At 68.6% G+C, this 14,902-nt stretch carries 12 protein-coding genes and 1 rRNA gene; 10 read left to right on the top strand and 3 right to left on the bottom strand.

Annotated features, from left to right (window positions below):
- Positions 1-346: 346 nt before the first annotated feature.
- Positions 347-1,855: a type VII secretion integral membrane protein EccD gene (gene eccD, locus ACX25U_RS09750; protein ID WP_454394186.1), complete on the top strand. Its 1,509-nt coding sequence runs from the start codon at positions 347-349 to the stop codon at positions 1,853-1,855.
- A 92-nt stretch (positions 1,856-1,947) separates the two neighbouring features.
- On the opposite strand, the gene ACX25U_RS09745 is transcribed toward eccD, so the two are convergent.
- Positions 1,948-2,241, bottom strand: coding sequence for a DUF397 domain-containing protein (locus ACX25U_RS09745; RefSeq protein ID WP_454390619.1), 294 nt, complete (start codon positions 2,239-2,241; stop codon positions 1,948-1,950).
- Positions 2,242-2,526: 285 nt separating this feature from the next.
- Here ACX25U_RS09745 and rpsO point away from each other — a divergent pair, with 285 nt between their 5' ends.
- The 5 genes from rpsO to ACX25U_RS09720 all read left to right on the top strand — a co-directional run bounded on the left by rpsO (position 2,527) and on the right by ACX25U_RS09720 (position 8,057).
- On the top strand, positions 2,527-2,814 hold the full coding sequence (gene rpsO / locus ACX25U_RS09740) for a 30S ribosomal protein S15 (RefSeq protein WP_073949078.1): 288 nt from the start codon (positions 2,527-2,529) through the stop codon (positions 2,812-2,814).
- 342 nt (positions 2,815-3,156) lie between these two features.
- On the top strand, positions 3,157-5,382 hold the full coding sequence (locus ACX25U_RS09735; RefSeq protein ID WP_454394184.1) for a polyribonucleotide nucleotidyltransferase: 2,226 nt from the start codon (positions 3,157-3,159) through the stop codon (positions 5,380-5,382).
- A complete protein-coding gene (locus tag ACX25U_RS09730; protein ID WP_454390617.1) occupies positions 5,379-6,758 on the top strand; it encodes a M16 family metallopeptidase in 1,380 nt (459 codons plus the stop codon). Before ACX25U_RS09735 ends, ACX25U_RS09730 begins: the two co-directional genes overlap by 4 nt.
- 55 nt (positions 6,759-6,813) lie before the next feature.
- Positions 6,814-7,566 carry a 4-hydroxy-tetrahydrodipicolinate reductase gene (dapB, locus tag ACX25U_RS09725; protein WP_454390615.1) on the top strand — a complete coding sequence of 251 codons (753 nt, stop codon included), beginning with the start codon at positions 6,814-6,816 and terminating at the stop codon, positions 7,564-7,566.
- A gap of 32 nt (positions 7,567-7,598) precedes the next feature.
- Complete coding sequence (locus ACX25U_RS09720; protein ID WP_454390613.1) at positions 7,599-8,057, top strand: hypothetical protein; 459 nt, start codon at positions 7,599-7,601, stop codon at positions 8,055-8,057.
- A 37-nt stretch (positions 8,058-8,094) separates the two neighbouring features.
- On the opposite strand, the gene ACX25U_RS09715 is transcribed toward ACX25U_RS09720, so the two are convergent.
- Together ACX25U_RS09715 and ACX25U_RS09710 are read right to left on the bottom strand one after the other, a co-directional pair.
- Positions 8,095-8,649 (bottom strand): hypothetical protein, encoded by a 555-nt coding sequence (locus ACX25U_RS09715; RefSeq protein ID WP_454390611.1) that lies wholly within the window; start codon positions 8,647-8,649, stop codon positions 8,095-8,097.
- Positions 8,650-8,740: 91 nt separating this feature from the next.
- A complete protein-coding gene (locus ACX25U_RS09710) occupies positions 8,741-8,980 on the bottom strand; it encodes a hypothetical protein (protein WP_454390609.1) in 240 nt (79 codons plus the stop codon).
- Positions 8,981-9,182: 202 nt separating this feature from the next.
- Between ACX25U_RS09710 and thyX the strand changes: the two genes are divergently transcribed.
- The 4 genes from thyX (at position 9,183) to ACX25U_RS09690 (ending at position 14,885) form a co-directional block, all read left to right on the top strand.
- The gene (gene thyX / locus ACX25U_RS09705; protein WP_454390607.1) at positions 9,183-9,923 is read left to right on the top strand and encodes an FAD-dependent thymidylate synthase; all 741 of its coding nucleotides are present in this window, start codon (positions 9,183-9,185) and stop codon (positions 9,921-9,923) included.
- A gap of 210 nt (positions 9,924-10,133) precedes the next feature.
- The gene (dapA, locus tag ACX25U_RS09700; RefSeq protein ID WP_454390605.1) at positions 10,134-11,033 is read left to right on the top strand and encodes a 4-hydroxy-tetrahydrodipicolinate synthase; all 900 of its coding nucleotides are present in this window, start codon (positions 10,134-10,136) and stop codon (positions 11,031-11,033) included.
- A 165-nt stretch (positions 11,034-11,198) separates the two neighbouring features.
- Positions 11,199-12,884 (top strand): ribonuclease J, encoded by a 1,686-nt coding sequence (locus tag ACX25U_RS09695; RefSeq protein WP_454390603.1) that lies wholly within the window; start codon positions 11,199-11,201, stop codon positions 12,882-12,884.
- Positions 12,885-13,359: 475 nt separating this feature from the next.
- Positions 13,360-14,885: ribosomal RNA gene (locus ACX25U_RS09690) — 16S ribosomal RNA — on the top strand.
- The last annotated feature ends 17 nt before the right edge of the window (positions 14,886-14,902 follow it).

Here is a 14,902-nt window from a genome sequence, read left to right as displayed (position 1 = left end):
GCGCACCGATTCCCTTGCCCGACCGAGGAGTTCCGTCCACCGCCCCGTGTCAGGCGGACGCCGATCGCGAACCGCGATCCTACTGACAACCACCGGCACCGATGGGCGGTAGGGTGCCGGGTGAGACGTGTGAGCAGGTGCGAACCGCCCTGTGGAATCGGGTGATTCGCGACGTTCGAAGCGAGTGTCTCCTGCACCTTCCGGATGAGGCGGCGCAGCTGACCCCGGCAGTGAGGAAGGCGCCGCACGAACTCCCACCGGGACGTACACATGATTTTCACGGCCGGGCGTGCGCGGCGATGTGCCGACCGGCCCCACCACCGACGAGGGGGAGCAGCAGGTGAGCATGACGGCCTCCGTGTCAGCCGGGGCGAACGCCGGACCCGGCACCGGAGCCCCTTCCGGGGCGGGCACCGGGTTCGGCTTCTGCAGGGTCACGATCGTGGCGCCCGACAGCCGGATCGACGTGGCACTGCCCGACGACGTACCGGTCGCGGACCTGTACCCGGAGATCCTGCGGCTCGCCCGGCAGAGCCCCGCCGAGGGCGCGCCCGTCGGGTATCACCTCGTACGCCGGGACGGCACCGTCCTCGACAGCTCCCGCTCATTCGCCGTGCAGCGCATCCTCGACGGCGAGCTGCTCACGCTGCGCCCGTTCGCCGAGTCGCTGCCGCCCGCCGTCTTCGACGACGTCTCCGAGGCGGTGGCCTCCGCCGTCACCCGCGACCGGGCGCTGTGGAACGGCGAGCTGACGCGGGCGGCCGGTCTCGTCGCGGGCGGCATCCTGCCCGCGCTGCTGGCGTTCGTGGCCTGGAGCTCGCAGATCCGTCACGACATGCACAGCCTTCAGGGCGTCCTCGCCGCCGTCACCGGGGTGCTCCTGACCACCATCGCGTGCGTACGCGCGCGGGTGTACGACGACCGGGGCTCCGCGGTCGCCCTGGGCCTGGGCGCACTGCCGAACATCGCCGTGGCGGGCTCCGGACTGCTGCCGCTCGCCGACGGGCAGGGCATCGGAAGGCTCCAGTTCCTGCTCGCCTGCGCGGCGGTCCTGATCGCCGCCCTCGTGCTCACCCTGGTCTCGCCGGGCGGTGACGGGCCCTTCGTGGCGTTCGTCTTCGCTTCCGCAGCCGGGCTGATCACCACGTTCATCGGGATCCTCACCAACCTCAGCCCCATCGAGACGGCCGCCGTCTGCGCCCCGCTCTCCGTGGGCGCGCTCGCCTTCCTGCCCGGACTGTCCATGCGCTTCGCGCGGCTGCCCATCGGCTTCGACGCGCCCAACCCCTCGCGCGGCGCCTACTCGGAGGGCGAGCCGAACGCGCACGAGCCCGTGGACGCCGAGCGCGTCGCGGCGCAGGCCCGCCGTGGCCACGAACTGCTCGTCGGCCTGGTCGGCGGCTGCGCCCTCGTCTCGGTGGGTGCGTCGATCGTCCTCGGCTTCTCCAGCAACGTCTGGGCGCAGCTCCTGGCGTTCGCGACCGGAGTGGCGATGCTGATGCGCGCCGGTCTGTTCCGCTACACCACTCAGGTCGCCGCCACCCTGGCCGCGGGCCTGGCCGCCCTCGCCTTCCTCGGCATCGGCCTCGCACTGCACCCGCCCGTGGGGTACGTGCGCGACGCACTGCAGGGCGACACCGCCGCCCTCGACATCCGCAGCGTCTGGCTTGTGGCCGCCGTCGGCGCGGCAGCCGCCCTGGTCACCGCCATCGGCCTGATCACTCCACGACGCGGCGTCACCCCTTTCTGGGGCCGCTTCCTGGAGATCGCGGAAAGCTTCGTCCTGCTCACCCTGGTGCCGCTGGCCCTGGCCGTGTTCGACGTGTACGCGACGGTGCGCGCGATGACCAGCTGAGTCACCGGTTGCGGACGCGCCGGACCGGAACGAACAGAACGGACAGGGGGCGGCACGCGCGCGTGCCGCCCCCTGTCACATCCGCGCGCCCCTCACTCCTCCACAGGCCCCCCGTCGCGCGGCGCCGGCTCCAGATCGAACTCCCCGTCCCGGGCGCCCAGTACGAACGCCCGCCACTCCGCCTCCGTGTAGCGGAGCACCGTGTCCGGGTCGAGGGAGGAGCGCATGGCCACGGCGCCGTCGGGAAGGTAGGCGATCTCGACGCGCTCCTCGTGCTCCTCCGTGCCCGGGGCGCAGTGCCACTCCGCACCCGAGATGTCGAGGGCGTACAGCTCGTCGCGCTCCCGCTCCTTGCGTGCCTTGATCTCCGCTTCCGTCTCCGCCATGCGCGGCGACCCCTTCCAGACGTGTGCATACGGTGTCGGCGCTCACCCTAGTGGTCGGCCCGTCCCCACCAGGAGCCCTTGCCGGACCGCGGCAAAGGGGCCCGTCCCGGCCTGGTATCCTGGCTGGCGGCCGTTTGTGTACGCACCCCCGGACGCCATCCGCAGGTGACCCTGCAGGCCCTGGAGGCCGCGCCCAGCGGATCCCCGCCTCCCGAGTAACGGAAGTCCCCCCGAGAAGAAGACCGGGGGCACTCGGTGGCAACCCACAGACCATGAGGAGTACCCGTGTCGCTCGACGCCGCCACGAAGAAGCAGATCATCGCCGAGTTCGGTACCAAGGAGGGTGACACCGGTTCCCCCGAGGTCCAGGTCGCTATGCTCTCCCGTCGGATCTCCGACCTGACCGAGCACCTCAAGACCCACAAGCACGACCACCACTCCCGCCGTGGTCTGCTGATCCTGGTCGGTCAGCGCCGTCGCCTGCTGCAGTACCTCGCCAAGAAGGACATCCAGCGCTTCCGTGCGCTGGTCGACCGCCTCGGCATCCGCCGTGGTGCGGCGGGCGCCAAGTAAGACGCCGTGAAGGGAGCGGTTCCCGTAGGACAGGGGCCGCTCCCTTCGCCGTAGGTAGGGAAACGTGCGGACTGTCACTGCCGCTTTGTAGTGTGGTAGCAGAACGCACAACGCGAAAACGTATGACGCGGCGTGATACAGCCTGCCCGTGGAGGGTACGGCGTCATCACGCCCGACGAACGAGGAGAAGCGCGCCTCGCCGCCGCCGGTCCTCGGTAGTGGCCCCCGGGGGAAAGATCCCGGGTGCTTCGATCGAAGACCGGCCCGCACCAGACGGAGCGCTTCTCCGCCACCGTCCCCCGCCACACGGGCGAGAGGGACGAGGACGAGGAGAAAACGCTAGTGGAGAACGAGACCCACTACGCCGAAGCCGTGATCGACAACGGCTCCTTCGGCACCCGTACCATCCGCTTCGAGACGGGCCGCCTGGCCAGGCAGGCCGCCGGTTCCGCCGTGGCGTATCTGGACGACGACACCATGGTGCTGTCGGCCACCACCGCCTCCAAGCAGCCCAAGGACCAGCTCGACTTCTTCCCGCTCACGGTGGATGTCGAGGAGCGCATGTACGCGGCCGGGAAGATCCCCGGTTCCTTCTTCCGCCGTGAGGGTCGGCCGTCCGAGGACGCGATCCTCACCTGCCGCCTGATCGACCGCCCGCTGCGCCCGTCCTTCAAGAAGGGCCTGCGCAACGAGATCCAGGTCGTCTGCACCGTCATGGCGCTCAACCCCGACCACCTGTACGACGTCGTGGCGATCAACGCCGCGTCCGCGTCCACGCAGCTGGCCGGCCTGCCCTTCTCCGGCCCGATCGGCGGCGTCCGCGTCGCGCTGATCCGCGGCCAGTGGGTCGCGTTCCCGACGCACACCGAACTCGAGGACGCCGTCTTCGACATGGTGGTCGCCGGCCGCGCCCTGGAGGACGGCGACGTCGCGATCATGATGGTCGAGGCCGAGGCCACCGAGAAGACCGTCAAGCTGGTCGAGGACGGCGCCGAGGCCCCCACCGAGGATGTCGTCGCCGCCGGTCTCGAGGCCGCGAAGCCCTTCATCAAGGTGCTGTGCCGCGCCCAGTCGGACCTCGCCGCCAAGGCCGCCAAGCCGACCGGCGAGTTCCCGATCTTCCTCGACTACCAGGACGACGTCCTGGAGGCGCTGACCGCGGCCGTCCGCCCCGAGCTCGCCCAGGCGCTCACCATCGCCGGCAAGCAGGAGCGCGAGGCGGAGCTGGACCGCGTCAAGGGTCTGGCCGCGGAGAAGTTGCTGCCCGAGTTCGAGGGCCGCGAGAAGGAGATCTCCGCCGCGTACCGCTCCCTGACCAAGACCCTGGTCCGCGAGCGCGTCATCAAGGAGAAGAAGCGCATCGACGGCCGCGGTGTCACCGACATCCGCACCCTGGCCGCCGAGGTCGAGGCCATCCCGCGGGTGCACGGCTCCGCGCTGTTCGAGCGTGGCGAGACCCAGATCCTGGGCGTCACCACCCTGAACATGCTCCGCATGGAGCAGCAGCTGGACACCCTCTCCCCGGTGACCCGCAAGCGCTACATGCACAACTACAACTTCCCGCCGTACTCCACCGGTGAGACCGGCCGCGTCGGCTCCCCCAAGCGCCGCGAGATCGGCCACGGCGCCCTCGCCGAGCGCGCGCTCGTGCCGGTGCTGCCCGCACGCGAGGAGTTCCCCTACGCGATCCGTCAGGTCTCCGAGGCCCTCGGGTCCAACGGTTCGACCTCGATGGGCTCGGTCTGCGCCTCCACCATGTCGCTGCTGAACGCCGGTGTGCCGCTGAAGGCCCCGGTCGCCGGTATCGCGATGGGCCTGATCTCCCAGGAGATCGACGGTGAGACGCACTACGTGACGCTGACCGACATCCTCGGCGCCGAGGACGCCTTCGGCGACATGGACTTCAAGGTCGCCGGTACCAAGGAGTTCGTCACCGCCCTCCAGCTCGACACCAAGCTGGACGGCATCCCGGCCTCCGTGCTGGCCGCGGCCCTGAAGCAGGCCCGTGACGCCCGCCTCCACATCCTCGACGTGATGATGGAAGCGATCGACAGGCCGGACGAGATGTCCCCGAACGCGCCGCGGATCATCACCGTGAAGATCCCGGTCGACAAGATCGGCGAGGTCATCGGCCCCAAGGGCAAGATGATCAACCAGATCCAGGAGGACACGGGCGCCGAGATCACCATCGAGGACGACGGCACGATCTACATCGGCGCCGCCGACGGCCCGTCCGCCGAGGCCGCCCGCGCCACGATCAACGGCATCGCCAACCCGACGATGCCCGAGGTCGGCGAGCGCTACCTCGGTACGGTCGTGAAGACGACCACCTTCGGCGCGTTCGTCTCCCTGCTCCCCGGCAAGGACGGTCTGCTGCACATCTCGCAGATCCGCAAGCTGGCCGGCGGCAAGCGCGTGGAGAACGTCGAGGACGTGCTCGGCGTGGGCCAGAAGGTCCAGGTCGAGATCGCCGAGATCGACTCCCGCGGCAAGCTCTCCCTCGTCCCCGTGATCGAGGGCGAGGAAGGCGACGGCAACGAAGAGCAGAAGGACGACGCCGACAAGTGACGTCCCGTGGCTTCAAGGCGACGGCCCGCACCTCCCCGGAGGTGCGGGCCGTCGCCCGTACCCAAACCCTCATCAAGGGCGAGAACGGCATCGGTACGGTCCGCAAGACCACCCTCCCCGGCGGCCTGCGCATCGTCACCGAGACCCTGCCCTCCGTGCGCTCCGCCACCTTCGGCATCTGGGCGCACGTCGGCTCCCGTGACGAGACCCCGACGCTGAACGGCGCCACCCACTACCTGGAGCACCTGCTCTTCAAGGGCACCTCCCGCCGGTCCGCGCTGGACATCTCCGCCGCCATCGACGCCGTCGGCGGCGAGATGAACGCGTTCACGGCGAAGGAGTACACGTGCTATTACGCGCGCGTGCTCGACACCGACCTGCCGCTCGCCATCGACGTCGTCTGCGACATGCTCACCGGCTCGCTGATCCTCGAGGAGGACGTCGACATCGAGCGTGGCGCGATCCTCGAAGAGATCGCCATGACCGAGGACGACCCCGGCGACTGCGTGCACGACCTGTTCGCGCACACCATGTTCGGCGACAATCCCCTCGGCCGCCCGGTCCTCGGTACCGTCGACACCGTCAACGCCCTCACCGCCGACCGCATCCGCCGCTTCTACAAGAAGCACTACGACCCCACCCACCTGGTCGTCGCCTGCGCCGGCAACATCGACCACGCCAAGGTCGTACGCCAGGTCCGCGCCGCCTTCGAGAAGGCCGGAGCCTTCAAGAACGGCCAGGCCGCCCCCATCGCCCCGCGCGACGGCCGCCGCGACCTGCGCACCGCCGGCCGGGTCGAGCTGCAGAACCGCAGGACGGAGCAGGCCCACGTCGTCCTCGGCATGCCGGGCCTCGCCCGCACCGACGACCGCCGCTGGGCCCTCGGCGTGCTGAACACCGCCCTGGGCGGCGGCATGTCCTCCCGCCTGTTCCAGGAGGTCCGGGAGAAGCGCGGCCTGGCCTACAGCGTGTACTCCTACACCTCCGGCTTCGCCGACTGCGGCCTGTTCGGCGTCTACGCCGGCTGCCGCCCGAGTCAGGTGCACGACGTACTGCGGATCTGCCGCGACGAACTCGACCACGTCGCCGACAACGGTCTGACCGACGACGAGATCGGCCGCGCCATCGGCCAGCTCCAGGGCTCCACCGTCCTCGGCCTGGAGGACACGGGTGCGCTGATGAACCGTATCGGCAAGAGTGAACTGTGCTGGGGCGAGCAGATCTCCGTCGACGACATGCTGGCCCGGATGGCAGCGGTCACGCCGGACGAGGTCCGCGAGGTCGCCCGGGACATCCTGGGACAGCGCCCGTCGTTGTCGGTCATCGGCCCGCTCAAGGACAAGCAGGCCGCGCGCCTGCACGACGCGGTCGCCTAAGGTCGGTCATCGGCCCTACCCCCCTGTCCGTCTGTCGGTGGTAAGGAAGCAAGAGATGAACAAGCTGCGCGTGGCGGTCCTCGGTGCCCGGGGCCGGATCGGGTCCGAGGCGGTACGGGCGGTCGAGGCCGCCGAGGACATGGAACTGGTCGCCGCCCTCGGCCGGGGCGACAAGCTGGAAACCCTCGCCGAGACCGGCGCCCAGGTGGTGGTCGAACTGACCACCCCCGCCTCGGTCATGGGCAACCTCGACTTCTGCGTACGGCACGGCATCCACGCCGTCGTCGGCACCACCGGCTGGACCGGCGAGCGCCTCGCGCAGCTGAAGGGCTGGCTCGCCCAGTCCCCGGAGACCGGCGTGCTCATCGCCCCGAACTTCTCCATCGGCGCCGTGCTCACCATGAAGTTCGCGCAGATCGCCGCGCCGTACTTCGAGTCCGTCGAGGTCGTCGAACTGCACCACCCGAACAAGGCCGACGCCCCCTCCGGCACCGCCACCCGCACCGCCCAGCTCATCGCCGAGGCCCGCGCCAAGGCCGGCTCGGCTCCCGCGCCGGACGCCACCGTCACCGCCCTGGACGGCGCCCGCGGCGCCGACGTCGACGGCGTACCGGTCCACGCCGTGCGCCTGCGCGGACTGCTCGCCCACCAGGAGGTCCTGCTGGGCGGCGAGGGCGAGACGCTCACCATCCGCCACGACTCGCTCCACCACAGCAGCTTCATGCCGGGCATCCTGCTCGGCGTGCGCCGCGTGGTGACCACTCCGGGCCTGACCTTCGGCCTGGAGCACTTCCTCGACCTCAACTGAGCACCTGAGCGAAACCGAAGCCCGAGCCCCTCATGCGCGCGAAGATCACCTACCTCGTCACGGCCGCCGTCCTGGTCTTCTACTTCGTCCTGGTCGGCAGCCGCGGCGTCCTGCTCATCCAGTCCGGCACGCCCGTGACCGTCGCCTTCGGGATCGCCGTACTGATCCTGCCGGTGATCGGCCTGTGGTTCCTGTGGAAGAACACCCGGTTCGTCCGCGACGCCAACCGGCTCGCCGCCGAACTCGACGCCGAAGGGGGCCTGCCCGTCGACGAGTTGAAGCGCATGCCGAGCGGGCGCGTCGACCGTGACTCGGCCGACGAGGTCTTCGCCCGGCGCAAGGCCGAGACGGAGGAGGCCCCCGACGACTGGCGCACCTGGTTCCGCCTCGCCATCGCCTACCACGACGCCCGCGACACCCCGCGCGCCCGCAAGGCGATGCAGCGGGCGATCGCCCTGCACGACGGCAAGCGGCCGATCGGGGCCGCCTGACATCCGGGGCGCCCCGTGCATGCCGGTGGGCCGGGCCTCAGCGGCTCCTGTTCTCCTCCGCCCAGGCCTCCACCGAGTCCGCAGCCCGGTCGAACGCCGCCAGACGGCCCAGGAAGTCGGCGTTGTGGGTGGTCAGCAGCGGCGGCAGGTCCCGCGACCCACGGCCCCTGCGGTTGAGCACCAGCGCCTGCCCCTGCACCGTGCGCGGCAGGCCCAGCCAGCGCACCGGCTGCTGCACGGTCCGTACCCCCGCCACCTGTGCCCAGGACGTCGTACGGGTGACGAGGAAGCCCACGTGGCGCAGCCCGCGCGGGCTGACCCACACGCCCATCCGCAGCAGCCGCAGCGCGCCGGCGATCACGGCCAGGGCGAGGCCGAAACAGACACCGGCGGAGGACAGCGTGGCGGTGAGCGCGGTCACGACTCCCGCGAACAGCACGAACGAGGCGAACAGCAGCAGGAGGGCGGCCGCCCCCACCCGGCACGGCCCGGGCCGGTAGGGGCGCCGCCAGCGCTCGCGGTCGTCGAACGGCAGCGCGACATCGTCCGCTGCGTCGAACGCGCGGTCGGCCGTCAGGAAGGGCAGGGGCACGGCTGGTCCTCACTCAATCCACGCAAGAGCTGTGCGGTGAGGCTATCCGTACGTGTTCATGCCCACCACCTGTGGGGTGCCAAGGGAGGGCTCAGCGCCCGTGGGACACCTGGGACTGCTGCGTCTCGGTGGGGGAGTGGCTGATCGTCAACGCGGGCATCCCCAGGATCAGGGAGCCCGCCAGCGCGGCGACGATCGTCAGGCCCAGCAGACAGCGCCCGGCTATTCGGCCGGCGGACGCGGGCTCGGGGGACGGGGGAGCGACATTGCTGCGGAACCTGTCGGTTTCGGCGACAAAGGCGAACGGGACGGGCTCGCGCCGACGCGGCATCGAGGGCACGGCTCCTTTCGGGGGTCGAACTGGGGTGTCTCACCCATACAGACGACCGAGTGTCCCAAAAGGTGCCCGGTTCCCCCGAAATCGCAGTTCTTCACCGAAGATGTCGCGTCCCGGCACCGAACGCCCCGATGTCAGAGGCGGCCCGTAGAGTGGGCGCCGCCCCAGAGACGTGAAGGAAGGGACCCTCCGAGCCGTGACCGACACCCCCGCCGACGACCTGAAGCCCGGCTTCCGCAGCGACGTCACCGTCGAGCTGGTCAAGCACACCGCGTCGGACGCCGACGTGCTGTTCGCGGCCCGCGTCTCGACCATCGGCGAGCAGTCCCTGGACGAGCTGGGCAAGGACCCCGAGCGCTCCAAGGGCCTGATCAACTTCCTGATGCGGGACCGTCACGGCAGCCCCTTCGAGCACAACTCGATGACGTTCTTCATCAGTGCCCCGATCTTCGTCTTCCGCGAGTTCATGAGGCACCGGGTCGGATGGTCGTACAACGAGGAGAGCGGGCGCTACCGGGAGCTCCAGCCGGTCTTCTACGTCCCCGACGAGTCCCGCAAGCTCGTGCAGGAGGGGCGGCCGGGCAAGTACCGGTTCGTCGAGGGCACGCGGGCCCAGCAGGAGCTGGTCGGCCGGGCCATGGAGGACTCCTACCGCCAGGCCTACGAGGCCTACCAGGAGATGCTCGCCGCCGGCGTGGCCCGCGAGGTCGCCCGCGCGGTGCTCCCCGTGGGCCTGTACTCCTCGATGTACGCCACCTGCAACGCCCGCTCGCTGATGCACTTCCTCGGCCTGCGCACCCAGCACGAGCTGGCCAAGGTGCCCTCCTTCCCGCAGCGGGAGATCGAGATGGTCGGCGAGAAGATGGAGGCCGAGTGGGCGAAGCTCATGCCGCTGACCTACGCCGCCTTCAACGCCAACGGCCGGGTCGCGCCGTAGCCGACCACCGCCCGTTTGCCCAGGTACAGGTGTACGGATCAGTCTCGCGAAGTGTCCGTATTGCGGCCTTTGGAGAAGTTCATCTAGCCTGATCAAACGGACCCGGCACTGCCTGAACCCCCGAGCAGGCAGTGCCGGGCTCCACCTTGTCACGAGCGGTCGCAGCCCCTAGGGCAGTCTCCGCACTGAGCAACGAGTAGCGTGTAACCCATGGCTCCGACCTCGACTCCGCAGACCCCCTTCGGGCGGGTCCTCACCGCCATGGTCACGCCCTTCACGGCGGACGGCGCACTCGACCTCGACGGCGCGCAGCGGCTCGCCGCTCACCTGGTGGACGCAGGCAACGACGGCCTGATCGTCAACGGCACCACCGGCGAGTCCCCCACCACCAGCGATGCGGAGAAAACGGACCTGGTCCGCGCGGTCCTGGAAGCGGTCGGAGACCGCGCGCACATCGTGGCCGGCGTCGGCACCAACGACACCCACCACAGCATCGAGCTCGCCCGCGCCGCCGAGCAGGCCGGCGCGCACGGCCTGCTGACCGTCACGCCGTACTACAACAAGCCCCCGCAGGAGGGCCTGTACCGGCACTTCAAGGCCATCGCCGACGCGACCGGCCTGCCCGTCATGCTCTACGACATCCCCGGCCGCAGCGGCGTCCCGATCAACACCGAGACGATCGTCCGCCTCGCCGAGCATCCGCGGATCGTCGCCAACAAGGACGCCAAGGGCGACCTCGGCCGCGCCGGCTGGGCCATCGCCCGCTCCGGCCTCGCCTGGTACTCCGGCGACGACATGCTCAACCTGCCCCTGCTCTCCGTGGGTGCCGTCGGCTTCGTCTCCGTCGTCGGCCACGTCGTCACCCCGGACCTGCGCGCCCTCGTCGAGGCGTACACGGCCGGCGACGTCCAGAAGGCCACCGAGATCCACCAGAAGCTGCTCCCGGTCTACACCGGCATGTTCCGCACCCAGGGCGTCATGACCACCAAGGCCGCGCTCGCCCTCCTGGGCCTGCCCGGCGGGCCGCTGCGACTCCCCATGGTCGAGCTCACGCCCGAGGAGACCGAGCAGCTCAAGATCGATCTTGCCGCCGGCGGGGTACAGCTCTGACAACGGGACTTCGCCCCACCCCCTCCGGCGAAGATCCACCGAAGACCTCACAACTGAATACGCGGGGCACCGGTGCCCGCACCCCACAACGACAACTGCTTCTGCACGAACGTCACGCGCGCCACGTGCCCACCGGTACGTGGCGCGTGTGGTGAGGAGAGTCTTTTGAGTCATCCGCATCCTGAACTCGGCCCGCCCCCGCCGCTCGCCGAAGGCGGCCTGCGCGTCACCCCGCTCGGCGGCCTGGGCGAGATCGGCCGCAACATGACGGTCTTCGAGTACGGCGGCCGCCTGCTGATCGTTGACTGCGGAGTGCTCTTCCCCGAGGAGGAGCAGCCCGGAATCGACCTGATCCTGCCGGACTTCTCGTCCATCCGTGACCGCCTCGACGACGTCGAGGGCATCGTTCTCACCCACGGCCACGAGGACCACATCGGCGGTGTCCCCTACCTCCTGCGCGAGAAGCCGGACATTCCGCTGATCGGCTCCAAGCTCACCCTCGCCCTCCTCGAGGCCAAGCTCCAGGAGCACCGCATCCGTCCGTACACCCTCGAGGTCGCGGAAGGACAGCGGGAGCACATCGGCCCCTTCGACTGCGAGTTCGTCGCGGTCAACCACTCCATTCCGGACGCCCTGGCCGTCGCCATCCGCACCCCGGCCGGCATGGCCGTGCACACCGGCGACTTCAAGATGGACCAGCTGCCGCTGGACAACCGCCTGACCGACCTGCACGCGTTCGCGCGGCTGAGCGAGGAAGGCATCGACCTTCTCCTCGCGGACTCCACCAACGCCGAGGTGCCGGGCTTCGTCCCGCCCGAGCGGGGGATCTCCAACGTCCTGCGCCAGGTCTTCGCCGGTGCCAGCAAGCGGATCATCGTCGCCAGCTTCGCCAGCCACGTCCACCGCATCCAGCAGATCCTGGACGCCGCCCACGAGTACGGCCGCCGGGTCGCCTTCGTCGGCCGCTCCATGGTCCGCAACATGGGCATCGCCCGGGACCTGGGCTATCTGAAGGTCCCGGCGGGTCTCGTGGTCGACGTCAAGACGCTCGACGACCTGCCCGACCACGAAGTGGTCCTCGTCTGCACCGGCTCGCAGGGCGAGCCCATGGCGGCCCTCTCACGGATGGCCAACCGCGACCACCAGATCCGCATCGTCGAGGGCGACACCGTGATCCTCGCGTCGTCGCTGATCCCCGGCAACGAGAACGCGGTCTACCGCGTCATCAACGGCCTGACCCGCTGGGGCGCCAACGTCGTCCACAAGGGCAACGCCAAGGTCCATGTCTCGGGCCACGCCTCGGCCGGCGAGCTGCTGTACTTCTACAACATCTGCCGCCCGAGGAACCTGATGCCGGTCCACGGCGAATGGCGCCACCTGCGCGCCAACGCCGAGCTGGGCGCCCTCACCGGAGTGCCGCACGACCGCATCGTCATCGCCGAGGACGGCGTCACCGTCGACCTCGTCGAGGGCAAGGCCAAGATCTCCGGCAAGGTCCAGGCCGGATACGTCTACGTCGACGGCCTCTCGGTCGGCGACGTCGGCGAGCCGGCGCTGAAGGACCGCAAGATCCTCGGCGACGAGGGCATCATCTCGGTCTTCGTGGTCGTCGACTCCACCACCGGCAAGATCACCGGCGGACCGTACATCCAGGCCCGCGGCTCCGGCATCGAGGACTCCGCCTTCGCCGGGGTCATCCCGAAGATCTCGGAAGTGTTGGAGCGCTCCGCCCAGGAGGGCATCGCGGACGCCCACCAGCTGCAGCAGCTCATCCGCCGCACGCTGGGCAAATGGGTCTCGGACACCTACCGGCGCCGGCCGATGATCCTCCCGGTCGTCGTGGAGGTCTGACACTCGAACGGCAGCGGGGCGCCTCGATTTGCATCGGGGCGCCCCGCTCCAGTACGTTTACGGCTCCGCCCGGACGGGAACCCGGACGCTTCACGCGCTCCGAGGGACACTCCCGGAGGGAGTGGAAATCCGGCTCAGAATCTCTGATAAAGTCGGGGCCGCCGGAAAGGAAAGCGCGAGAGCGTGAACCTGGAAAGCACCGAGGAAATCGGATCGGAAAGGTCTGATAGAGTCGGAAACACCGAAGGGAAGCGCCCGGAGGAAAGCCCGCGAGGGTGAGTACGAAGGAAGCGACCGTTCCTTGAGAACTCAACAGCGTGCCAAAAATCAACGCCAGATATGTTGATACCCCGTCCGTCGGAACACTCCGATGGTCGTGGTTCCTTTGAAGAAACACAGCGAGGACGCTGTGTGCGAGGGGATCATTCCTCCTCTCGCACCGCTCTCGTGGTGTCGACCGGATTACCGGTAAACATTCACGGAGAGTTTGATCCTGGCTCAGGACGAACGCTGGCGGCGTGCTTAACACATGCAAGTCGAACGATGAACCACTTCGGTGGGGATTAGTGGCGAACGGGTGAGTAACACGTGGGCAATCTGCCCTTCACTTCGGGACAAGCCCTGGAAACGGGGTCTAATACCGGATATCACTCCCGCAGGCATCTGCGGGGGTCGAAAGCTCCGGCGGTGAGGGATGAGCCCGCGGCCTATCAGCTGGTTGGTGAGGTAACGGCTCACCAAGGCGACGACGGGTAGCCGGCCTGAGAGGGCGACCGGCCACACTGGGACTGAGACACGGCCCAGACTCCTACGGGAGGCAGCAGTGGGGAATATTGCACAATGGGCGCAAGCCTGATGCAGCGACGCCGCGTGAGGGATGACGGCCTTCGGGTTGTAAACCTCTTTCAGCAGGGAAGAAGCGCAAGTGACGGTACCTGCAGAAGAAGCGCCGGCTAACTACGTGCCAGCAGCCGCGGTAATACGTAGGGCGCGAGCGTTGTCCGGAATTATTGGGCGTAAAGAGCTCGTAGGCGGCTTGTCACGTCGGGTGTGAAAGCCCGGGGCTTAACCCCGGGTCTGCATTCGATACGGGCTGGCTAGAGTGTGGTAGGGGAGATCGGAATTCCTGGTGTAGCGGTGAAATGCGCAGATATCAGGAGGAACACCGGTGGCGAAGGCGGATCTCTGGGCCATTACTGACGCTGAGGAGCGAAAGCGTGGGGAGCGAACAGGATTAGATACCCTGGTAGTCCACGCCGTAAACGGTGGGAACTAGGTGTTGGCGACATTCCACGTCGTCGGTGCCGCAGCTAACGCATTAAGTTCCCCGCCTGGGGAGTACGGCCGCAAGGCTAAAACTCAAAGGAATTGACGGGGGCCCGCACAAGCAGCGGAGCATGTGGCTTAATTCGACGCAACGCGAAGAACCTTACCAAGGCTTGACATACGCCGGAAAACCCTGGAGACAGGGTCCCCCTTGTGGTCGGTGTACAGGTGGTGCATGGCTGTCGTCAGCTCGTGTCGTGAGATGTTGGGTTAAGTCCCGCAACGAGCGCAACCCTTGTCCTGTGTTGCCAGCAGGCCCCTCGGGGTGCTGGGGACTCACAGGAGACCGCCGGGGTCAACTCGGAGGAAGGTGGGGACGACGTCAAGTCATCATGCCCCTTATGTCTTGGGCTGCACACGTGCTACAATGGCAGGTACAATGAGCTGCGATGCCGCGAGGCGGAGCGAATCTCAAAAAGCCTGTCTCAGTTCGGATTGGGGTCTGCAACTCGACCCCATGAAGTCGGAGTTGCTAGTAATCGCAGATCAGCAGTGCTGCGGTGAATACGTTCCCGGGCCTTGTACACACCGCCCGTCACGTCACGAAAGTCGGTAACACCCGAAGCCGGTGGCCCAACCCCTTGCGGGAGGGAGCCGTCGAAGGTGGGACTGGCGATTGGGACGAAGTCGTAACAAGGTAGCCGTACCGGAAGGTGCGGCTGGATCACCTCCTTTCTAAGGAGCACTTCTTG

It is taken from the genome of Streptomyces sp. JNUCC 63, from assembly GCF_054366325.1.
Note: the sequence above shows the minus strand (reverse complement) of the source record. Positions and strands in the feature narration are given on the sequence as shown.